The following is a 20,611-nucleotide window of genomic DNA, read 5'->3' as shown; positions in this document are numbered from 1 at the left end:
TGCACATTCGAGCGGAAACGAACGTCCGAGGCCACCTCGAAGAGGGGCCAATGAAGAGCGGAGACATGTTCTGCTCCGTCGCCTGCGCCAGCACTCCCCAGGTCTATTGAAGCGGAGAACACCACCGAAGAAGGTTCGACCATCCTGCGCCTCGTGAGGCCAAGTCTGCGCCCGTTGGCACGGGAACAGGCGAAGCGCTCCATCCCCGGAACCACCCGCATAAATAGCTTCTGGCTCGTTTGGGAGTTCTCAACGGAGCCTGTTCTGGCTTCAGGCGCTGGCCAAACCCGCTCAGTGCCCGGTGCGGGAGCTGCGTTGAACCCGGGAGCAAGGCGGGCCCTTTTCGGACCGCTGCCGGCGGCGGGCCGACCTCGTCCCGGCGTCACCTCTGCGCGCCCCTCACCAGCTCCTCCACCACCCCCGGGTCCGCCAGCGTCGAGACATCGCCCAGCGCGCCCGTCTCTCCTTCGGCGATCTTGCGCAGGATCCGTCGCATGATCTTGCCCGAGCGGGTCTTCGGCAGGCCGGGCGCCCACTGGATCACGTCGGGCGCGGCGATCGGGCCGATCTCGGCGCGGACGTGGGCGACGAGGTCGCGGCGCAGCGCGTCCGATGGCTCGATCCCCGCCTTCAGCGTCACATAGGCCCAGATGCCCTGGCCCTTGATGTCGTGCGGGAAGCCGACCACGGCCGCCTCGGCCACCGCCTCGTGCAGCACCAGGGCGCTCTCCACCTCGGCGGTGCCCATGCGGTGGCCCGAGACGTTGATCACGTCGTCGACCCGGCCGGTGATCCAGTAATAGCCGTCGGCGTCCCGGCGGCAGCCGTCGCCGGTGAAATACTTGCCCGGATAGGTCGAGAAATAGGTGTCGAAAAAGCGCTGCGGATCGCCCCAGACGGTGCGCATCTGGCCCGGCCAGCTGTCGGTGATGCAGAGATTGCCCTCGGCCGGCCCGTCCAGCAAGGCGCCGTCGGCGTCGACGATCTGCAGCTCGACGCCGGGCAGCGGCCTCGTCGCCGAGCCCGGCTTGAGGTCGGTGGCGCCGGGAAGGGGAGAGACGAGGATTCCGCCCGTCTCGGTCTGCCACCAGGTGTCGACGATCGGACAGCGGCCCTCACCGACTACCTCGTAGTACCAGCGCCAGGCCTCCGGATTGATCGGCTCGCCGACCGTGCCGAGCAGGCGCAGCGACGACCGGTCGGTCGCCTTCACTGGCCCGTCGCCCTCGCGCATCAGGGCCCGCAGCGCCGTCGGCGCGGTGTAGAAGATCTCGACCTTGTGCTTATCGACCACGCGCCAGAAGCGGCTGTGGTCGGGCCAGTTGGGCACGCCCTCGAACATCAGGGTCGTCGCCCCGTTGGCCAGGGGGCCGTAGACGCAATAGCTGTGGCCGGTGACCCAGCCGACGTCGGCGGTGCACCAGAACACCTCGCCGGGGCGATAGTCGAACACCAGCTCATGGGTCCACGCGGCCCAGAACAGATAGCCGCCGGTGGTGTGCAGCACCCCCTTGGGCTTTCCCGTCGAGCCCGAGGTGTAGAGGATGAACAGCGGATCCTCGGCCTTCATCGGCTCGCACGGGCAGTCGTCCGACACGCCGTGCTTGGCCTCGCCGTAGCGCACGTCGCGACCCTCGACCATCGGCACGTCGGCGTTGGTGTGCGACACCACCAGCACCTTCTCCACCACGGCGCCCGCGCCCTTCGCCAGGGCGGCGTCGACATTGGCCTTGAGCGGCACCGGCCGGCCGCCGCGCAGCCCCTCGTCGGCGGTGACCACCACCTTCGAGCCGCAGTCCTCGATGCGGCCGCACAGGCTCTCGGGCGAGAAGCCCCCGAACACCACCGAATGGATGGCGCCGATGCGGGCGCAGGCCAGCATGGCCACGGCGGCGGCGGGGATCATCGGCAGGTACAGCGTCACCCGGTCGCCCTTGCCGACGCCCAGCCCCTTCAGGACGTTGGCCATGCGGCAGACTTCGCGATGCAGCTCGCGGTACGACAGCTTGCCGGACTGGTCCGGATCGTCGCCCTCCCAGATGATCGCCGTCTGGTCGCCGCGCTTGGCCAGATGCCGGTCGAGGCAGTTCCAGGCCACATTGAGCACGCCGTCGTCGAACCAGCGGATGCGGAAGTCCGCCTTGTGGAATGACACGTCCCTGATCGTCGTCGGCGCCTCGAACCAGTCGAGCCGCCGCGCCTGCTCGGCCCAGAAACTTTCCGGCGTCTCCCGCGCCGCCGCCCGCGCCGCCTCGTAGCCCGCCTTCGTCATCCGGGCGCGCTGCGACCATTCGGACGGGACGGGATAGAGTTCGGGCTCGGTCATGTCGGTTTCCTGCGGCTGACGGCTCACGTTAGAGCCGCCCCGGCCCGCGCGGAAGGCCGGCGACTGGAGAAGCCGGGCGGGATCGGTTATCGGCGGGCGCATCAAAGGGCGCCGGCAGACGCGCCCGCAGGAGACGCCGCATGACCGACCGCCACCACGCCCGCCGCCTGGGCGACCGCCCGCTCGCGCCAGAGACCCTGATGATGGGCTTCGGTTACAATCCGGCGCTGTCGGAAGGATCTATCAAGCCGCCGATCTTCCAGACCTCGACCTTCGTGTTCCGCTCGGCCGAGGACGGCAAGCGCTTCTTCGAGGTGGCCTACGGTCTGCGCGAGAAGGATCCGGACGAGGCGCTGGGGCTGATCTATTCGCGGATCAACAATCCCAACCTCGAGATCCTCGAGGACCGGCTGGCCGTGTGGGACGGGGCCGACAAGGCGCTGGTCTTCTCCAGCGGCATGGCGGCGATCTCGACCACCATCCTGGCGCTGAGCCGGCCGAATGACGTGGTGGTCTACACCGCCCCGGCCTACGGCGGCACCGAATACCTGTTCGACCGCATCCTGCCGCGCATGGGGGTGGAGACGGTCAGCGTCGCCGACTGCGACGGCGGCGCGGCGCTGGCGACGGCCGTGCGCGACGCGGCCGCCCGCGGCGCCGCCCGCGGCGGCCGGCTGGCGGCGGTCTATGTCGAGACGCCGGCCAATCCCACCAACCAGCTGATCGACCTGCGCGCCGCCGCCGACGCCATCCGCGATCTCGGCCAGGCCGAGGCCCCGCCGCTGGTGGTCGACAACACCTTCCTCGGTCCGCTGTGGCAGAAGCCGCTCGAGCACGGCGCCGACCTGGTGCTCTACTCCTTGACCAAGTACGTCGGCGGCCACTCCGACCTGATCTCTGGCGCCTGCATGGGCCGGGCCGGGCTGATGGGTCGGGTGGCGGAGATGCGCACCATTTGCGGCACGGTCACCGATCCGCACACCGCCTGGCTGCTGACCCGCAGCCTCGAGACCCTGCACGTGCGCATGGAGCGGTCGCAGCAGAACGCCATGGAGCTGGTCCGCCGGCTGCGCGGCCACCCGAAGCTGGAAGCGGTCCTCGACGCCGGGGGCGCGGAGAGCTCGGCCGACCAGCAGGCCATCTTCGCCCGCCAGTGCGCCGGGCCCGGCTCGACCTTCTCCATCCGCCTCAAGGGCGGCGAGGCCGAGGCCTTCCGGATGCTCAACGCGCTCCGCCTGTTCAAGCTGGCGGTCAGCCTCGGCGGCACCGAGAGCCTGGTCTCCCACCCGTCCAGCACCACCCATTCGGACTACACGCCCGAGGCCAAGGCCCGCTGCGGCATCGGCGACAACCTGGTGCGCCTGTCGGTGGGCATCGAGAACGTCGAGGATCTGTTCGCCGACCTCGTTCAGGCGCTCCAAGCGATCTGAGAAAGAACTGACGGTCGCGGTGGTCGTCGGGGCTCGGCGGCCGCGTCGCTCAAGCTCCCTTCCCAGGGTATTTCACCGGACGTGCATCTGCGCCTTGGCGCCAGCCGCGTCACCTCTGTTCGCCGCGTTTCCTCGTGGGATGGGGCGAAGGCGGCTGCGGCAGCTCTGGACGTACACACAAAATATATTCGCAGGCCGTCCCCTGATCCTGACGCTCTCTGGACAAACCGGGTTAAGCTCAGCGGGTGAAGATCGACCTACATCACCTGCCGCATCGCCAGCAGCATGAGTTGGCAAAGATCGTCGATATCCTCCTGACGGAGTTCGAGGCGGCCCGCACCCGTGGCGGGGGCGGCACCTGCGACTGGCGCCGCGGCGGCAAGGTGCTCAAGGTGATCCTGTTCGGGTCTTACGCGCGGGACGACTGGGTCGACGAGCCCGAAAACGGCTACCTCTCGGACTTCGACCTGCTGATCGTCGTCAGTCATGAAAAGCTGACCGACATCGCCGAATACTGGTGGGCGGCTGAGGACAGGATCCTGCGCGATCCCGAGATCGGCCGAACGGTGAACCTCATCGTCCATGACCTGGCCGAAGTGAACGCAGCGTTGGTGCGGGGAGAGTACTTCTGGACCGACATTGCGCGGGACGGGGTCGTGCTGCACGAGGTTCCGGGGCATCCGCTGGCTGAACCGCGGCTTATAACGGCGGTCGACGCAGCCGCCGCGGCGTCTCGGCATTGGAACGCTCGGCGGGCCGATCTCGACTTGTGGCTCAGGGATGCCGGCAATCACATTGGAGAGGCACCGGGTGGGCAGCATTTTCGGAAGCGCGCCGCGTTTGAGCTCCATCAGGCTGTCGAAACTGCCTACGCTTGTCTCCTCCTCGTCCACACCTTCTATTTCCCCCGATCTCACAACATCAAATTCCTCCGCTCACTTGCCGAGGACGTGGACCGACGTCTGGCGGAAGCCTGGCCGCGGGAGAGCCGGATCGATCGGCGCCGCTTCGAACTGCTGAAGCGCGCCTACGTCGAGGCTCGGTACTCGGATCAGTACGACGCCTCGGTCGAAGACCTCGAGTGGCTGACCGCCGCCGCGATACGGCTGCGCGATCTGGTGGCCGAGAGTTGCAGAGCCCGGATTGCAGATCTCCGCGCTCAGGCTGAACAGCCCTGACGGCCCGAACCTTTTGCGCGGCTAACCAAGACCGAACTGCCGCATGGCGTTTCGGACCGTGCGGAACTCGGATCTGCCCTCGCGCACCACGGCCTCGATCCACCGGCCTCGCGCCGCCTCCATGCCGGGTTTCCAGGCCACGAGGTGGAAGGCGCTTTGGCCTTCCAGAATCGCATGTGGAGAACCTGAGATGTGGACACGCGTCACGTACTGACCGGCAGCCTGCTGCCCGTCCTTCGTCAGGAAGACGGCCCTGCCCGTCTTCTCAAGCGGCTCCATCACCGACCTCAACTCCATCGCCTGCAGCTTGCGCACGTCGGCCGGAGACAGGACCAGCGGATCGCCCGACCCAAGACCTGTCATCCGCAGGCGCTTTTCTCTTTCCGGCAGCGCTTCGGCGACATGCGCACCGAAGGGGCCAGCATACCGCACCCGCTCTTCATTGGTCATCAGCCGGTCCAGCCAGGTGAGGCCGGGCGCGCGGATCTGTTCGTCCAGTGGTCGGTCATCCAGCACGCGCGCCTGATGATCGGCAGGTCCCCATTTTGCGAGATCAGCTCGAAGCGCCCGCTCGCAGTAGTCGGTCGGGATCTCGAAGCGGCCGTCACCAAGCGCGCGGCAGGCGCCGTCGAGGCTCATAGACTCCAGTCGAGCCTGATGCATGCGTATGAACCGGGGGTGGGCCGACGGTGCGGCCCGCCCATGCAGCTCGACGGACCAGAGCCCCCCGTGGGCCGCCGCGATCTCGGCGATGCGCTGGTCCGAGCGGCGGGTGGTTCGGGCGGTCGCAGAGACCTCCACGACGGCGCCGGGCGGGACGCGATCCAGGCACATGACAGAGTGGGCGTACCGGAACTCGAAATGGGCGAGGCGGCCGTCGGCGCCGTCGATCACCGCGCAATGGGCCCCCGCGCGCTGCGGGGTGATCCCCTCTACGCTCACGAAGCCGCCAACGAGCCGCTCGCCGAGCCCAAGCGCCGCAGGCGTCAGCCTGCCGATCTCGCTTCGCCAGACGCTGTCGCGAACAATCCGCGCGGCGCGGTAAGCCCGCTCCTGGTCGAGCTGCGCCCGCAGGAGCCTCGGCCGCAGGTCGCTCGGAACCGCCCACTCAGTCGGGCCGCCGGCCGCAATGAGTCCCCGATCCTCCAGATAGGCCAGCCGACGGAGGACTGTGGCGCGCCAGTGGTCCGGCAGAATGGATACGTTAAGCCGCTCATCAACGGCGTGGTCGAGCATCACCTGGTCCGCAGGTGTGAACGACCGGACTCGAGCCAACTCTGGAAGGACGCGCTCCGGAAGCGGCCCGAGTTCGTCGGTGGCGAGCTCGCAGGCCTTGAGCCTTAATCGGTTCGCCGCCCCGGGGCCGCCCAGGGAAACCCGGCGTCCATCCAGGCTGCGCTGCCTGAGAACGATGTGAAGGTGAGGGCGGCCGGTGTCGTGATGGTCGGCAGCCGCCCACTCCAACCTGAGGCCTCTTTCCCGTTCGAGCTCGGCCATGAAGAGCCGACCAAAGGCTCGGATATCCGGCAGGGGGCTGTCGTCGCCAGGCTCTATCATCAACCTGTAATGTCGGGGATCCTCCCGACAGCGGGCGAAGAAGCTCAAGCGGTCGAGATCATCCTGATCCTGGTTGAACAGCCGCACCCTTTCCCCCTCCGTGCCGGCTCCGCTTCGGGCGATGTAGGAGAGGTGGGTGGCCAGGTTCCGACGAGCGGTGGGTGCGGAACCGAACACCTGAAGCTTGACGACGACCGAGCGTGGCCAGCTCGACGACGCTGAACCGAAGCGGCGTACGCCGGGCGACCCCGTCGGTCGATTGAAGCTACGCATCCTGTCGCGCCGCGCGGCCCGACTCCCTTTCGGCAGGGCCGGCGGCTGCTCCCGCTCAAGGCGCGCGCTCAGCGGTGGCCTGATTTCATCGGGATCTGGATCGGCAGGATTCCGCATCAGTCTCTGATGGCTCGTCAGGCGCCCGTGATGGTGCGCGGCCGCCTCACAGGTTCCCGTCTCAGCTGGCCGCTTGTCGAGCCGACAGAAGGCGCCTCCTTATGACCTGAGGTGAATATTCATTACTCGAGCTGACCTGCCCGCCCGAAGAATATACTTGGCCAGGTGGTTGACCCCGCGACGCTCCGCGGCTCCCATTCGCGCGGAGATCGCCTCATGCCGACACGCACTCACCTCGACGACGCCGACATCCTTCTGACCCGCAAGGAAGCCTCCCGGGAACTCGCGGCGCTGGGCATCCGGCGCAGCCCCGGCACGCTGGCCAAGATCTATAGCACCGGCTCGAACGGCCCGCCCTGCGTGCATCTGGGACGTACGCCCTACTATCCTCGTAGCCTGCTCCACGCTTGGGTGCGCCGCCAGCTCACCGCGCCCCGCGCATCGTCCAGAGAGCCGCGCCGGCCGGGGGGCTGGCCCGTCGCTCCAGCCTCCTGAGCGCTTCCGCGGGGCGCCTGAAGAACGAGTGAGGTCGCCCGAGCTGTGCGTGGAGAGCGCGTGTCGTCAGAATATATTATGGAGCATCGATAGCCGTCTGAGCCTGAGATCTCGGGAAGACAGAAAATATTCGGTTAGGCCCGGCCCGGGTGCTGTGGTCATGGAAGGACGCCGCCGAGATTTCGCCACGCTTGTTCGGCCCCCATTTCGCTCGTGTGAGTGATCCGGGAGGTCCCCATGAGGCCGCAGCTGCGATGGATGTTCACCGCCGCGACGGCGGCGGCCGCGCTGCAGGCCGCGACCCAGGCCTTCGCCTGGGTCTATGGCTCCGACCCCGCACTCGGAGACGCCTGGCGGCCGGCGCCGGGCCTGGCGCTTTACCCGCCCGCAGCGGTCGTCGGCTGGCTGGTCGAACACCCCGAGGCTGGTCCCGGCCGATCGGCGGCGGGGGCCGCGGCGCTTGCGACCCTGGGCGGGGCGATCGTCGTAGGTCGCGCTGTCGCGGCGCTTTCGCGCCCGCGTCGGCGCCGGGGATGGGGCGGTCTGGCGGACGCGCGTCGCGCGGGCCTGCTCGAAGACGCCGGCTGCATCCTTGGCGAACTGGAGGGCCGGCTCCTGGCCACCACGGACCTCAGGCCAACCCTGGTGACAGGCGGCACCCGCGCCGGCAAGGGACGAGGCCATGTGGTTCCAACCCTGCTGTCCTGGACCCATAGCGTTCTGGTCCATGACCCGAAGGGGGAGCTGTGGCGGGCCACCGCCGGCTGGCGGAGCCGCTTCTCCCATGCCTGCTTTCTGAACCCACGCAGCTCACACTCCGTCCGCTTCAACCCTTTGGCCGAGATCCGGCCAGGACCCGCCGAGGTGGGACAGGTGCAGCGGCTGGTCGCTGTGCTGTCGGACCCCACCGGCGGCCGCGAGGAGGAGCCGATCTGGGATCGCGCCGCCGGCGAGATCCTGACGGCGGTGATCCTGCACGTGCTCCATAGCGAACCGGTCGAGCGCAAGACGCTCATCGTCGTGCGCGATCTGCTTGCCGACCTCGACCAAACGGTCGAACTGATGGGGCGCACCCTTCACCGGGCGGGCCCGGACGGGGAGCCGGAGGTTCACCCCTTCATCGCCATCGCCTGCAAAGGCTTTGCCGCGATGCACGCGCGATTCCGCACCTCGGTGCAGGGCACGGCCCGATCCTACCTAGCCTGGCTGGCTGGAGAGGATCTGGAGCGCGCTCTTTCAGGTTCAGACTTCGCGCTGGGGGACCTGATGTGCGCAGATCACCCGGTCTCGCTCTACATCCAGACGTCGCCCGCCGACGCTGTGGCGCTGCGCCCCTTCGTGCGGCTCCTGTTCTACGCCGCGGCCCAGAGCCTGACCCTGGACGAACGCGCCGATGCGGCCGGGCGGCCCAAGCGGCGGCCGCTTCTGATGCTGATGGACGAGTTTCCGCTGCTTGGGCGGCTGGCCTTCTTCGAGAAGTCGCTCAGGCTGATGAGCGGCTACGGGATCAAGCCCATGTTCGTGGCCCAATCCCTGAACGACGTGGTCGAGACCTACGGTCCCCACAACACCATCCTGGACAACTGCCACGTCTACACCGCCTTCTCAGCCCTTGATCCGCTGACCCAGGAAAAGGTCTCCAGGCTCACCGGCACGGTGCTGGAGCCGCGCGTGAGCCGCAGCGCTCCCGCCGGGCTCTCGGGCGGTCGCGCCTCGGTCTCGCGCAGCCTCGTCGAGCGGCCGCTACTCGAGCCCGGTGAGGTGCGCGCGTTGCCGGACGATGTCCAGCTCACCTTCGCCGCCGGACAGCGGCCGCTGCGCACCCGAAAGCTCCGCTACGACCGCCACGCCGTGTTCCGGCGCCGCGCTCGTCTGGCGCCGCCGGATCAGGCTGTGGGCGTGGACACGCCCGGGGCTCCGCCCCACCCGTGGGCGGACCGGCGGGCGCTCGGCCTCCTGCCTCCGTCCCCGCCCGAGGCCGAACTCTCCGGCCTGTCTTCCAGTCCGCCCGCGGACCTCTATGAACAGCTGGCTGCAGACTTCGCGGCCCAGGAGGCGGCGCGCGAGCGTTCCTCCGCGGGGCGGTTCTGATGCCCGAACCGTTGGGGGGAGGGGATCGATTAAGCGCGCAGGCCATCTCGGCGGGACGGCGCCGGGAGGCGCTTCGCCATGCGCTGGGACCTGCGATCGAGGCGGCCCTGGCTGAACCGACGGTCGTGGAGATCCTCGCCAATCCGGACGGCCGGCTGGTGATCGATCGCCTCGGCGGCGGCCGGGTGGACCTTGATGCACCCCTGTCCGTCGACGCCCGGGAGCGGGTGATACGGCTGGTGGCCGACCACGTGGGCACGCCAGTCACCCCGGCCGATCCGCGCCTCTCCGGCGTCCTGCCGGGCGGAGAGCGCTTCCAGGGCTTCTTGCCGCCGGTCGTCGCGGCTCCCGCCTTTTCCATCCGCAAACGGGCCGCGGTCATCTGGCGGCTGGCGGACTATGTGCAGAACGGCAGCCTGACCGTTGAGCAAGCGCAGCGCTTGAGAGCCGCCGTCTCCGAGCGCCGCAACCTGCTGATCTCCGGCGGCGCCGGTTCGGGCAAGACCACCCTGGCCAACGCGCTTCTGGCCGAACCGGCCTTCGCCCAGGATCGGGTGTTCCTGATCGAGGATACGCCCGAGCTGCAATGCTCGGCCTGGGATGCCGTGCCGGTCCTGACCCGCCGGCACCCCGTCGTGATCGGTGTGGCCGATCTGGTCCGCGACGCCTTGCGCATGCGCCCTGACCGGATCGTCGTGGGAGAGATGCGCGACGGGGCCGCAGCGCTCGAGACGCTCAAGGCCTGGAACACAGGCCATCCCGGCGGGCTGTCGACGATACACGCCAACTCCGCCGCCGAGGCGCTCGACCGGCTGGAGGACCTGATCGCCGAGGTGACCAGCCGCTGTCCGGCCCGGATGATCCGTCAGGCTGTCGATCTGATCGTCCAGATTGAGCGGACCCATGACGGCCGCCGCGTAACGGAGATCATGGCGCCTGCGCGCGTTGAGCTCGACGCAAGAGCGCCGGCGCCCGGGTGAGATCACCCTGACCCAAGGCGCCCGCGTCCGGTGCGCTTCCGTCGGGGCGCTCATCATCACGCCAATGGGGGCGTCTTTCCGATCGGGAAAGAATGGCGGCTTCGGCCGTTGGGGCGCGCAGATTTCCCGAACGGTAAAGATGTAGTGCCTCGACGAGTGTGGCCGGGGCCGACGCGAAACCCTGGAGGTCGCAAAAGGCGGCGCTTGGCCGGAGCGGCGAGCTGGAGTGACCGGGCTGGGAGCTCAACCGCGCCGACTTGCAGGGGGATTCGCAGCGTTCGGACGCATGGTGGACGGCTGGACTTCGCGGCCAGCCCGTTCAGTGCTTCACGCACGCGTCGACCTCCTCGCATCTCGCACCGCCGGTCCGATCGAACCGACGGCGGAACATCGCCCTTGAATGAAGGCCCCGAGGGGTGTCGGCCCGATCTTTCAGAAAATATTCTGGGTGAGGGACGTCCCGGTCGGCGACCCGACAAGATCGCTCCGCCCAAGGCTTCAAACAGGACGGGCAGACCGGGGATCGACGATCCCTTCTGTGCAAAAAATCGTTGTTGGATAGCCTCTTATGCCTGCGCGGCAAGCTAGATCGCGTCCGCCGTCGACAGCTCCCGAATGCGCCCGCGTGCGGCCGGCGGCCCCGCTGAGGTCGTCCGGAATAATATATTCCGTCAGAGTAGTTGACCGGATGCGCGCGTGCTTGATCTGATCTGACGTCAACGGGCCGATGCAGCGCCCGGGATCAGGAATACTTGACATGCGCAGACTGTTTTCACGCGGCCTTTCGGCCGCGACGGTGATCTGCGGCCTGATGATGGCCGCTCCCGCCTGGGCCGGCGGTTCAGGAATGCCCTGGGAAGGGCCGCTGCGGCAGATCGTGGAATCCATCACCGGTCCGGTCGTTCAGGCCGCCGCCGTGGTCGCGGTCGTCCTGTTCGGCGTCGGCGTGGCGATGAGCGAGGGCGGATCCAACATGCGGCGCGGCCTGGGCATCCTGTTCGGCCTGTCGATCGCCTTCGCCGCTTCCACCTTCTTCCTCGACTTCTTCGGCTTCGCCGGCGGGCTGGAGATCCGCTGATGGACGCCCGAACGCCAGACAGGCCTGATGGGTGGGAGGTCCCGCTCGCCGGCGCTCTGGCCGAACCGGTGACGCTGGCCGGCATGCCGCGCGACTACGCCATCCTGATGGGCACGGTCGCCCTGGTGCTCGGACTGGCGCTGCGCATCTGGTGGCTGGGGCTGCTGTGGTGGGCCCTCGCCCACGCGCTGGGCGTCTGGGCGGGGCGCGCCGATCCCCGGTTCTTCCACGTTCTGCGGCGCCATCTCAGCCGCCCCGAACACCTGGACGCCTGACCATGCGGTTCCTCGACGAGCACCGCCGCCGCCCCGCCGTCCTCGCCGACCACCTGCCATGGGCGGCTCTGGTCGCGCCCGGCGTCGTGCTCAACAAGGACGGCTCCTTCACCTCAGGCCTCGCCTTCCGCGGCCCCGACCTGGAGTCCTCCGGCGAGGTCGAGCTGATGGCGGTGCGCAGCCGCCTCAACAATGCGCTGCGCCGCCTGGGCGCCGGCTGGTGCCTGCATGTGGAGGCTCGCCGCCGCCTGGCCGACCCCTATCCGGAGCCGAGCTTCGACCATGCCGTTCCCTGGCTGGTCGACGCCGAGCGGCGGTCCGCCTTCGAAGACGAGGATCCCGCCTATGAGACCGAGTGCCGGCTGGCGGTGACCTGGCTGGCGCCGGAGGACCGCGCGCGCCGGGCCGAGCGCTGGCTGTTCGATGCGCCCTCGAGCGCTGGACCCGATTGGCGCCAGACGCTGGACCGCTACCGCCGCGAGGTCGACGCCTTCTTCGACCTCCTGGCCGACGCCCTGCCGCAGATCCGCCAGCTCGACGACGCGGCGCTGCTGACCTGGCTGCACGACTGCATCTCGACGCGCAGCCACCCGATCAGGGCGCCGGAAACGCCGATGTACCTCGACGCCTGGCTGGCCGATGCGCCGCTTACCGGGGGTGTGAAGCCCAGGCTCGGAGACCAGGCCTTGCGGGTCGTCTCGGTGCGCGGTCTGCCCTCGGCGACCCGGCCTTGCCTGCTCGACGCGCTCGGATCCCTGTCGTTCCCGTGCCGCTGGAGCGCGCGCTGGATTGCGCTCGGCAAGGCCGAGGCCGAGGCCGAACTGATCCGCCTTCGGCGCCGCTGGTTCGCCAAGCGCAAGGGCGTGGGCACGCTGCTTCGCGAAGCCGTCACCCGCGAGGAGACCCCGCTGGTCGACACCGACGCCCTGGCCCGCACCGAAGCCTGCGACGCTGCGCTCGAGGCCCTGGGCTCGGACGCCTGCGCCTACGGCTACCTGACCCTCACCGTCAGCCTCATCGCCGGAACCGACGCCATGGCGGATGACCGCGCGCGAGCGGTCGAGGCGGCGCTCAACGCCCAGGGCCTGGTGGCGCGGGTGGAGGACCTCAACGTGGTGGAGGCCTGGCTGGGTTCGATCCCGGGCGAGCCGTACGCCGATGTCCGTCGCCCCATGGTGTCGACCTTGAACCTGGCCGACCTCCTGCCGGTCTCCGCCGCCTGGGCGGGTCCGGCTCAAGATCCGCGGCTCGAGGCCCCGCCGCTCCTGACGGCGCGAACCTCAGGCGGCGCGCCGTTCCGGCTGGCCCTTCACGTCGGCGACGTAGGTCACGCCATGGTCGTGGGGCCGACCGGCTCGGGCAAGAGCGTGCTCCTGTCCTTCCTCGCCCTGCAATGGCTTCGCTACGAGAACGCCCGCGTCGTCGTGCTCGACAAGGGGCGCAGCGCGCGGGCGGCGACGCTGGCGGTCGAGGGGCGCTGGCGCGCCCTGGAGCCCGGCGGCGAGGTCTCGTTGCAGCCGCTGGCGCGGATCGACGACCCGATCGAGCGATCCTGGGCGGCGGAGTGGCTGGCCGGCTGCGCCGAGGCCGCCGGCGCCCCGCCTGATCCGGCGGGACGCGAGGCGCTGTGGAGTGCGCTTGGCGCTCTCGCCGAGACGCCCCGGTCCCAGCGCACCCTGACGGTGCTCCGCGCCCTGCTGCAGGACGCCAGGCTGTCGGCGGCGCTGGAGCCGCTCACCCTTCAGGGCGCCTACGGGGCCCTTCTGGACGGAGCCGACGGCGCGCAGGCCCCCGCCCGCTTCGACTGCTATGAACTGGAGGCGCTGATGACCGCCCCCTCGGTCCTGGCGCCGGCGCTCGGGGCGCTGTTCCACGAGATCGAAACCAGCCTGGATGGCCGGCCGACCCTGCTGATCCTGGACGAGGCCTGGCTGTTCCTCGATTCCGGTCCGTTCGCCGCCCGGATCCGCGAATGGCTCAAGACCCTTCGCAAGAAGGGAGCGGCCGTGGTCTTCGCCACCCAGTCGCTCGACGATGTGGCGAGCTCCAGCATCGCCGCCGCGCTGATCGAGAACTGCCCCACCCAGATATTCCTGCCCAACCCCAGAGCGCTCGAACCGGCCTCGGCCGCGCTCTACAGCCAGTTCGGCCTCAGCGCACGCCAGCGCGAACTGATCGCCTTCGCCCCGCCCAAACGCGGCTACTACCTGCGCCAGCCCTCAGGCCGACGCCTGTTCGACCTGCGCCTTTCCGGGGCGGGTCTGGCGCTCTGCGGCGCCGCTTCCCCCGAAGACCAGGCCCTGATCGAGCGGATCCGGCGCGATCACCCGCCTGAAGCCTTCGCCCGCGCCTTCCTCAAAGCCAAGGGAGTCTCCCATGTCGACCAGGTCCTCGACGCCTTCCATCCGTCCTGATCCACGCCGCCTGCTCGGCCTCGCCTGTGGCTTTGCCCTGTTGCTCGCCGCCGGCGCGGCGCCGGCCCAGGTGATCGTGTTCGATCCCCGCAACCAGCTCCAGAACGCACTGCAGGCGGCCCGGCAACTGGAGTCGCTGCACAACGAGGCGCGCCAGCTGATCAACGAGGCCCGCATGCTGGCGGCCTCGCCCTACAGCCACCTGGTCGAGACCTCCGAAACCCTGGCCGAGGTCGCAGAGCTGGCCCGCGAGGTGCGCGGCGTCGCCGCCGAGATGGAGGCCCTGGAACGGCAGTTCCGGGACCTTTACCCGGAAGACCTCTCCGCCCTCGCGCCGGAACAGCTGATCGCGCAGGGCCGGGAGCGGAACCAGCAGGCCCGCCGGACCGCCGAGGATCTCGCGCGCGCCGCCGCGAAGCTGGAGGCGCTGACCGCGGGCCGCAACCAGCGCCTGGCCGGGGCGCTGGCGGCCAGCCAGGCGGCCCAGGGCCAGACGGCGGCGGTGCAGTCCTCCACCCAGGTGCTGGCGGTGCTGGCCGAAGATCTGGCGACGCTTCGGGCCGCCATGCTGGCTCAGTCACGCCTGATGGCCGAGACGGCCGCCAGACAGGCGGCAGACCGCGCCGCCGCCCTCGAGGCCCGGCGCCGCTACTGGGGACGCGACGCCGCGACGCCGCCGCCTCCGGCCTTCTCTCCCTTCCGGCACGCAGGGGACTGAGGCCATGACCGGGCCCGGGGTGGAGACCCCCAATGAGCTGATGGCGGTGTTCTCCGACACCGTCTCGACCGGCTTCGCCGCCCTCGCAGGACCCGTGAACGGCGTCTTCGGCCTGATGATCGTCCTGGTCGTGGCGATGACCGGCATCCACTGGGCGCTGTCGCCCGAGCGCGGCCTGCTCGCCGCCGGCTTCGGCAAGGTGCTCCTGATCGGCGCCTTCGCCTGGATCATCAATGACTGGCAGAGGCTGTCGGAGACCCTGTTTGCGGGCTTTGTGGACCTGGGGCTCCTGGCCGGCGGCGGCGGGCTCGACCGGGCAGAGTTCCTCAATCCCGGCGCGGTGCTCGCCCAGGGTTGGGAGATCGTCAAGGCGCTGGGGGAGACCCCGGCCCCGGTCAACAACCCCCTCGATATCGCCGGCAACCTCGCCGACGCCCTCATCCTGGGCCTGGGCATGATCGGCATCATGCTCGCCTTCGCGATCCTGGCGCTGCAGATCATCGTCACGCTTCTGGAGTTCAAGATCGTCACCCTGGGCGGATTCGTTCTCCTGCCTTTCGGCATCTGGTCCAAGTCGGCCTTCCTGGCCGAGCGGCCGCTGGGCTACGTCGTCTCGGCCGGCCTGAAGGCGCTCGCCCTGGCGATTGTCGTCTCAGGCGCACGCAGCGTCTTCGACCAGCTGCAGCCAAGCGCCAACCCCGACATGTACGAGGTCCTGGCCATCCTCGCCGCCAGCCTGCTCCTGGCCATGCTGGCGGTGTTCATCCCCAACCTCGCCGCCGCGCTCGTCACCGGCGGACCGACCCTGGGCGCCGGAGCCGCCATGACCGGCGGCCTGGCCGTTGGCGGGGTCGCCGCCGCTGGCGTGGCAGGCGCTGCGGGCGCGGCGGCCCTTGCCGGACGCGGCGCGGCGGCGGCGCGAACCGCGCGCCTCGCCGCCGGCGTCGGGTTCGGCGATCGACCGATCGGTCCACCCTCGCCGCCGGGTCCGTCCGGCCCGCGGCCGCCCAGCTCCGGAAGTCCAGCCTCCGGCGGCGCCGCAGCGGCGTCCCGAGCTCCCACCCGCCGTGAACGGCCCGAAGCGGCCGCGACGGAGCGGGAGGATCGCTCCGGGGCCCAGCCGTCCTCCCCGGGTCGGGGGCGGACCCGGCCGGCGGCGCTCCAGACCTACCTCGTCGCCAACGGCGTGCGCGCCCTCACGCCGGGCTCGGAAAGCACCGGCAGCCTGTCGCCCACACTGAAGTCCCGGGAGGACTAGAGATGCACCCCTTCTTTCGGCCGCCCCGACCGCGAAGCTCGGCGCCGGAATCCACGCCCTACCAGCGCGCCGGCCAGGCCTGGGACGAGCGCATGGGCCTGGCGCTCGCTCACGCCCGCAACTGGCGCCGAATGGCTGCGGCCAATCTGTTGATGGCCGGCTTCCTGGGCGCCGGTTGGTGGGTCGAGGCGTCACGCGCCCAGGTGCGGCCCTATGTGGTCGAGATCTCAGAGCTCGGCGAAGCCCGCCGCATCACCGCACTCGACGGCCGCTATGAGCCCACGCGCGCCCAGGTGGCCCACGCGCTCGCCGGCTTTGTTAGCGATGTCCGTTCCAAGTCCATCGACCCTGTGGTGATCCGCGAGAACTGGCTTCGCGCCTACCAACTGCTGGAGCCTCGGGCCGCCGGCTTTCTCAACGACTGGGCCCAGGCCCACGACCCTTTCGACCAGGTCGGGCGCGAAGCCGTGGTGGTGGAGGTCCTGAACGTCGTTCCCCGCGGGGAGCGGACCTACGACCTGCAGTGGCGCGAAACGCGCTTTCTCGACGGCTCGCGCGCCGGCCAAAGCCGCTGGCGCGCCCTGATCACCACCACGCTCGAGCCGCCCCGGACCGAGGCCGAGCTGATGCGCAATCCCCTGGGTTTGAAGATCGAGGACATCTCATGGACCCCCGACGCCTCCTGACCCTGGCCGCGGTCGCCGCCCTGGCCGGCTGCGCCGGCCTGCCGGCGTCTCGCCCCCCGCAGTCCCTTGCCGGCCTCTCCGCAGTCGCCGACGCCCTCGCGGCCCAGGGGCCCGATACCGCCGCCGGGGTCTGGCTCGATCCGCTCGGCCTGCCGCCGGGCGTGCCCGATCTGACCGAGAACCCGGCGACTGCGCCGTCCGGGCCCGCGGCCATTGCTCTCGCCAACCAGCTCGCCCGCGCCCGGTCGCGCCCGCAGGATTTCGTCGGCGGCGTCCTGGTCTTCGATTGGGAGCCGGGCCGCGTCTACGAGGTGTGGACCGCGCCCTTGCGCGTCACCACCCTCGCGCTTGAGCCCGGCGAGGCCATCGTGGCCAAGGCCGCAGGCGACACGGTGCGCTGGCGCATTGGCGAAACGACGGCCGGGCAGGGGGCCGGACAGCGCGTCCATCTGCTCATCAAGCCGCTGGAGGCCGGACTGGAGACCAACCTGGTCCTGACCACGGATCGCCGCACCTACTTCATCCAGCTGCTCAGCGGACCGGCCGAAAGCTTCAACGCCGCCGTCGCCTGGCGGCTGAAGCAACCCGCGAGCGAGCCGTCCGATCTCACGGCTGCACCCGAAGCGCTCCACAACGCTTACGACATCCAGCCCTTGGGTCCACCGCCGGCCTGGACCCCGACGGCGGTGCTCGATGACGGTCGTCGCACCTTCATCGTCCTGCACCCTGCCGTGGCTTCCACCGAGGCGCCTGCCCTCTACGTCGGGACCGGGGAGGGGGCCGAGCTGGCCAACTATCGCCAGTGCGGGACCGTGCTGGTGCTCGATCGACTTTTCGGGACCGCCGAACTGCGTCGGGGCGGCCGCAACCCACAGGTGGTGCGGCTCCGGCGGCTGGAGGAGAGCGGCCGATGACGGACCCGAAGCCGCCGCTCCCCAAGTCCGAGCCTCCGCCGCTCAGCGCCTTTGCGCCACGCCCGCGCGCGATCCGCATCCGCAAAGGCGCCGCCCATGCGCTGGCCTTGGCCGCGGCCGCCGTGGTGGCCGGCTCCCTGACCTGGGCCTTCGTCCTCGATCCCCATCTGAAATCCCAGGCCCGCGAGCGGCAGCGGGCGCTGGAGGCGCCCGGCGAGACCGGTCCGGTCAGGCCGTCCGAGCGGATCACCGCCCAGCCGGCGGCCTACGACCGCCTTCCGCCGCCGAGAACCTTCGGCCGCCCCGAAACGCCGGACCCGGCGCTGGCGCCCCGTCGCGCGACCCCGGAACGGCGAAGACCCCTCCCGGACACAGTGGGGCGGCCCCGGGGAACGGCGGCGGGAACCCGGTCGGGCGAGATTTCGGCTCGGGCCCAGGCGGCGGGCTCCGACCTGTTCTTCCCGGCCGGTCTCGCTCCCGGCGGGGAGGGGCCGGGCCGTGCTTCCGCCGAGCGGGGCGGGCAGGGCGACAGCCCTCTGACTGTTCCGCGCTCGCCCTATCAACTCCAGGCCGGAACCCTGATCCCGGCGGTGCTGCTCACCGGCGTCGATACGACCCGTCCAGGTCCGGCCATCGCCCTGGTCAGTCGGCCGGTCTACGACACGGTCAGCGGACGTCACCTGCTCATCCCCCAGGGCAGTCGCCTCATTGGCCGCCAGGCCGGCGACAGCGCCCATGGCGAACGCCGGGTCTATCTGGTCTGGGAGCGACTGATCCTGCCGGACGGCGCGAGCCTGCATCTGGAGGACGAGCCCACCGTCGACGCCCAGGGCGCGCCAGGCGCGCCGGGCCGTGTCGATCGCCGCCTGTGGCCAATGGCGGCCGCCTCCATGCTGGCCGGCGCGATCACCGCCATCGGCGAACTGGCGCGCGGCGGGTCCGACGAGCGGGATCGCATCTCCCTGGTCGGCACGGCCGGCGACGCCGCAGCCATAGAGGCCGCCCAGCTCGGCGGCCGCCTGATCGACCGGGAGCTGGAGGTGCGCACCGTCGTGCGCGTGGCGCCCGGCGAACCGGTGCGGGTGCTGCTCACCCGCGATCTCGTCCTGGAGCCGCGCGCCTCATGAAACCGGCGAGCCCCACCCCGTTCCTTCCCACCAGCGGTCTGCATCTTCTCCCGCCCCGCGGCCGGCCGCGGCGCTTGAAGCGCTTCATCGTCTGGCTGGCCGCGCCCCTGGCTGGACTTTCCATCCTTGCGCTCGGCGCGCGGCTCGTGGCGCCGATCGTCCTGATCAACGAAAGCCGCAGCCTGCCGCCGGGACTGTATCTGCGCCAGCCTGGTCAAACCCTGTCGCTCGGAGCCGTGGTCGCCGCCGAGCCGCCGCCCGAGGTGCGCCGCTATCTATCGAGTCTGGGTGTGGACGCCGACATTGCCCTCCTCAAGCGGGTGGCCGCCCTGCCGGGCCAGCCCGCCTGCGCCCATGGCCGCCAGGTGCTCACACCCTTGCGGCCGGTCTTCACGCCCGCCCTGGACCAGCTCGCGCCGCCGCCCTGGCGGGAATGTCGCCTCCTGACGCCGGACGAGGTCTTCCTGCTCGGCGACAGCGACCTGAGCTACGACAGCCGCTATTTCGGGCCGGTCAAGCGCTCCAGGCTCCGCGGCGTCTACCGTCGGGTGCTGACATGGTGAGCCTCGGCCGGCTGGCGCTCATCGCCCTCGCCCTGGATCCTGCGGCGGTTCGCACGCCGCCGGTCGACTGGGCCCGCGCCGGCGGAGAGCTCTTCGTAGAAGAGCCCACCCCTGCGCCCGTCGACGAACCGGGCGCGCCCCCCGAGGCGGAGCCTGCGGTCCTCGGCGCCCCCGTCCAGCCCTTCGCGCAAGACGTCGAGCGCGCCGCCCACCGCCACGGCCTGGATCCCAAGCTGCTCCACGCCCTGGTCATCGTCGAGTCCGCGTACAGGCGGGACGCTGTCTCGTTGGCGGGAGCGGCCGGACTTACGCAGCTGATGCCCGCGACGGCGGCAGACCTCGGGGTGCGGGACCGTTTTGACGTCGAGGAGAACCTCTCCGGCGGCGCGGACTACCTCGCGCGGCAGCTGCTGCGGTTCGGAGATCTGAGGCTCGCCCTGGCCGCCTACAACGCGGGTCCAGGCCGGGTCGCGCGGCTGGGACGGGTTCCGGACATCGACGAAACGCGGGACTACGTGGCCAGCGTCATCGACTGTTATCTCGCGCTGGCGGCCGGCCGCCGCGCTCGCACGGCGCGGGAGTGCCGGGCTCACGAAGGAGACCGGTAACCCCGTCGCATCGACATCGCCCTTCGATGAGTTGGCTGCAGCATTGTGGTCAGTGCTGACCCCACTGGTCAGGACGTGACTGCTTGCCGTGATGTCCTTAGCTGACTCAAAGCGGCGGTCAGATAGGTCCGCTCTTGAGCGTGCCGACGAGACCGCTCCGTTTCCTTCTTGGCAGACGCTTTCCGCTTGCCACGCCAGCCCAAGCGCCCGCACGCTCGGGCCGAACAGGAGAGGGAGCGATGCAAGGGCCAACGATGGATCGAAGGCTTCTGCTTGCCTCGGGAGCCTTGGCTGGTTTGGCGGGGCTCACCGGTTGCGGCAGCCGGCCGATCGGCCGTCGCTACGAGATGGAAGTCAGCCTCAGCGACGCAGGTAGACGCCTAGCCTCTTCAGTAGTGCAGCGGTTCGTCTTTCAGGAAGACAAGGGCGGGATCGTCGAGCCCACTACTGCCCTCTACGGACCGGAAGGACGAACTGCGACTATCCGCCTTAGTTCCGGCGGCGTCGTCGCCACGCTCTTCCG

At 70.1% G+C, this 20,611-nt stretch carries 17 protein-coding genes; 15 read left to right on the top strand and 2 right to left on the bottom strand.

Features of this window, described 5'->3' with window-relative positions; translation table 11 throughout:
- Positions 1 to 382: 382 nt before the first annotated feature.
- Positions 383 to 2,326, bottom strand: coding sequence for an acetate--CoA ligase (gene acs / locus BM333_RS15195; protein WP_092313688.1), 1,944 nt, complete (start codon positions 2,324 to 2,326; stop codon positions 383 to 385).
- A 140-nt stretch (positions 2,327 to 2,466) separates the two neighbouring features.
- On the opposite strand from acs, the gene BM333_RS15190 reads away from it, so the two are divergent.
- Both BM333_RS15190 and BM333_RS15185 read left to right on the top strand, forming a co-directional pair.
- Entirely contained in the window at positions 2,467 to 3,756 is a 1,290-nt protein-coding gene (locus tag BM333_RS15190; RefSeq protein WP_092313685.1) for a cystathionine gamma-synthase family protein, read from the top strand.
- 245 nt (positions 3,757 to 4,001) lie between these two features.
- Positions 4,002 to 4,934 carry a nucleotidyltransferase and HEPN domain-containing protein gene (locus tag BM333_RS15185; protein WP_092313682.1) on the top strand — a complete coding sequence of 311 codons (933 nt, stop codon included), beginning with the start codon at positions 4,002 to 4,004 and terminating at the stop codon, positions 4,932 to 4,934.
- A 21-nt stretch (positions 4,935 to 4,955) separates the two neighbouring features.
- Here the strand turns inward: BM333_RS15185 and BM333_RS15180 are convergent, their stop codons facing one another.
- Entirely contained in the window at positions 4,956 to 6,764 is a 1,809-nt protein-coding gene (locus BM333_RS15180; RefSeq protein WP_177221920.1) for a DUF3363 domain-containing protein, read from the bottom strand.
- A gap of 333 nt (positions 6,765 to 7,097) precedes the next feature.
- Between BM333_RS15180 and BM333_RS15175 the strand changes: the two genes are divergently transcribed.
- From BM333_RS15175 to BM333_RS15115, 13 genes are all read left to right on the top strand, one after another.
- Positions 7,098 to 7,376 (top strand): hypothetical protein, encoded by a 279-nt coding sequence (locus tag BM333_RS15175; RefSeq protein WP_177221919.1) that lies wholly within the window; start codon positions 7,098 to 7,100, stop codon positions 7,374 to 7,376.
- 237 nt (positions 7,377 to 7,613) lie between these two features.
- Entirely contained in the window at positions 7,614 to 9,467 is a 1,854-nt protein-coding gene (locus BM333_RS15170; protein ID WP_245777314.1) for a type IV secretory system conjugative DNA transfer family protein, read from the top strand.
- Positions 9,467 to 10,447 carry a P-type conjugative transfer ATPase TrbB gene (gene trbB / locus BM333_RS15165; protein ID WP_092313676.1) on the top strand — a complete coding sequence of 327 codons (981 nt, stop codon included), beginning with the start codon at positions 9,467 to 9,469 and terminating at the stop codon, positions 10,445 to 10,447. The genes BM333_RS15170 and trbB overlap by 1 nt, the downstream gene beginning before the upstream one ends.
- 757 nt (positions 10,448 to 11,204) lie before the next feature.
- On the top strand, positions 11,205 to 11,525 hold the full coding sequence (locus BM333_RS15160; protein WP_092313673.1) for a TrbC/VirB2 family type IV secretion system protein: 321 nt from the start codon (positions 11,205 to 11,207) through the stop codon (positions 11,523 to 11,525).
- Entirely contained in the window at positions 11,525 to 11,800 is a 276-nt protein-coding gene (locus BM333_RS15155) for a VirB3 family type IV secretion system protein (RefSeq protein WP_092313670.1), read from the top strand. Before BM333_RS15160 ends, BM333_RS15155 begins: the two co-directional genes overlap by 1 nt.
- Before the next feature lie 2 nt (positions 11,801 to 11,802).
- On the top strand, positions 11,803 to 14,214 hold the full coding sequence (trbE, locus tag BM333_RS15150) for a conjugal transfer protein TrbE (RefSeq protein ID WP_092313667.1): 2,412 nt from the start codon (positions 11,803 to 11,805) through the stop codon (positions 14,212 to 14,214).
- Positions 14,177 to 14,932, top strand: coding sequence for a TrbJ/VirB5 family protein (locus BM333_RS15145; RefSeq protein WP_245777313.1), 756 nt, complete (start codon positions 14,177 to 14,179; stop codon positions 14,930 to 14,932). The genes trbE and BM333_RS15145 overlap by 38 nt, the downstream gene beginning before the upstream one ends.
- Positions 14,933 to 14,936: 4 nt before the next feature.
- Positions 14,937 to 16,190 carry a type IV secretion system protein gene (locus BM333_RS15140; protein ID WP_245777312.1) on the top strand — a complete coding sequence of 418 codons (1,254 nt, stop codon included), beginning with the start codon at positions 14,937 to 14,939 and terminating at the stop codon, positions 16,188 to 16,190.
- Positions 16,191 to 16,192: 2 nt separating this feature from the next.
- A complete protein-coding gene (gene trbF / locus BM333_RS15135; RefSeq protein WP_092313664.1) occupies positions 16,193 to 16,876 on the top strand; it encodes a conjugal transfer protein TrbF in 684 nt (227 codons plus the stop codon).
- Complete coding sequence (locus BM333_RS15130) at positions 16,855 to 17,790, top strand: TrbG/VirB9 family P-type conjugative transfer protein (RefSeq protein WP_092313661.1); 936 nt, start codon at positions 16,855 to 16,857, stop codon at positions 17,788 to 17,790. The genes trbF and BM333_RS15130 overlap by 22 nt, the downstream gene beginning before the upstream one ends.
- Positions 17,787 to 18,917 carry a TrbI/VirB10 family protein gene (locus BM333_RS15125; RefSeq protein ID WP_092313658.1) on the top strand — a complete coding sequence of 377 codons (1,131 nt, stop codon included), beginning with the start codon at positions 17,787 to 17,789 and terminating at the stop codon, positions 18,915 to 18,917. The genes BM333_RS15130 and BM333_RS15125 overlap by 4 nt, the downstream gene beginning before the upstream one ends.
- 74 nt (positions 18,918 to 18,991) lie before the next feature.
- Positions 18,992 to 19,480: a S26 family signal peptidase gene (locus BM333_RS15120; protein WP_245777311.1), complete on the top strand. Its 489-nt coding sequence runs from the start codon at positions 18,992 to 18,994 to the stop codon at positions 19,478 to 19,480.
- On the top strand, positions 19,474 to 20,088 hold the full coding sequence (locus BM333_RS15115) for a lytic transglycosylase domain-containing protein (RefSeq protein WP_177221918.1): 615 nt from the start codon (positions 19,474 to 19,476) through the stop codon (positions 20,086 to 20,088). The genes BM333_RS15120 and BM333_RS15115 overlap by 7 nt, the downstream gene beginning before the upstream one ends.
- The last annotated feature ends 523 nt before the right edge of the window (positions 20,089 to 20,611 follow it).

The sequence above is a fragment of the Brevundimonas viscosa genome, assembly GCF_900116065.1.
GTDB lineage: Bacteria > Pseudomonadota > Alphaproteobacteria > Caulobacterales > Caulobacteraceae > Brevundimonas > Brevundimonas viscosa.
The sequence above is the reverse complement of the archived record's forward strand: the minus strand, read 5'-3'. Positions and strand labels throughout refer to the sequence as shown.

Coding starts and splice junctions, on each gene's coding strand:
- acs (WP_092313688.1), bottom strand. CDS start 2,326: ATGACCGAGCCCGAACTCTATCCCGTCCCGTCCGAATGGTCGCAGCGC.
- BM333_RS15190 (WP_092313685.1), top strand. CDS start 2,467: ATGACCGACCGCCACCACGCCCGCCGCCTGGGCGACCGCCCGCTCGCG.
- BM333_RS15180 (WP_177221920.1), bottom strand. CDS start 6,764: ATGCGTAGCTTCAATCGACCGACGGGGTCGCCCGGCGTACGCCGCTTC.
- BM333_RS15175 (WP_177221919.1), top strand. CDS start 7,098: ATGCCGACACGCACTCACCTCGACGACGCCGACATCCTTCTGACCCGC.
- BM333_RS15170 (WP_245777314.1), top strand. CDS start 7,614: ATGAGGCCGCAGCTGCGATGGATGTTCACCGCCGCGACGGCGGCGGCC.
- trbB (WP_092313676.1), top strand. CDS start 9,467: ATGCCCGAACCGTTGGGGGGAGGGGATCGATTAAGCGCGCAGGCCATC.
- BM333_RS15160 (WP_092313673.1), top strand. CDS start 11,205: ATGCGCAGACTGTTTTCACGCGGCCTTTCGGCCGCGACGGTGATCTGC.
- BM333_RS15155 (WP_092313670.1), top strand. CDS start 11,525: ATGGACGCCCGAACGCCAGACAGGCCTGATGGGTGGGAGGTCCCGCTC.
- trbE (WP_092313667.1), top strand. CDS start 11,803: ATGCGGTTCCTCGACGAGCACCGCCGCCGCCCCGCCGTCCTCGCCGAC.
- BM333_RS15145 (WP_245777313.1), top strand. CDS start 14,177: ATGTCGACCAGGTCCTCGACGCCTTCCATCCGTCCTGATCCACGCCGC.
- BM333_RS15140 (WP_245777312.1), top strand. CDS start 14,937: ATGACCGGGCCCGGGGTGGAGACCCCCAATGAGCTGATGGCGGTGTTC.
- trbF (WP_092313664.1), top strand. CDS start 16,193: ATGCACCCCTTCTTTCGGCCGCCCCGACCGCGAAGCTCGGCGCCGGAA.
- BM333_RS15130 (WP_092313661.1), top strand. CDS start 16,855: ATGGACCCCCGACGCCTCCTGACCCTGGCCGCGGTCGCCGCCCTGGCC.
- BM333_RS15125 (WP_092313658.1), top strand. CDS start 17,787: ATGACGGACCCGAAGCCGCCGCTCCCCAAGTCCGAGCCTCCGCCGCTC.
- BM333_RS15115 (WP_177221918.1), top strand. CDS start 19,474: ATGGTGAGCCTCGGCCGGCTGGCGCTCATCGCCCTCGCCCTGGATCCT.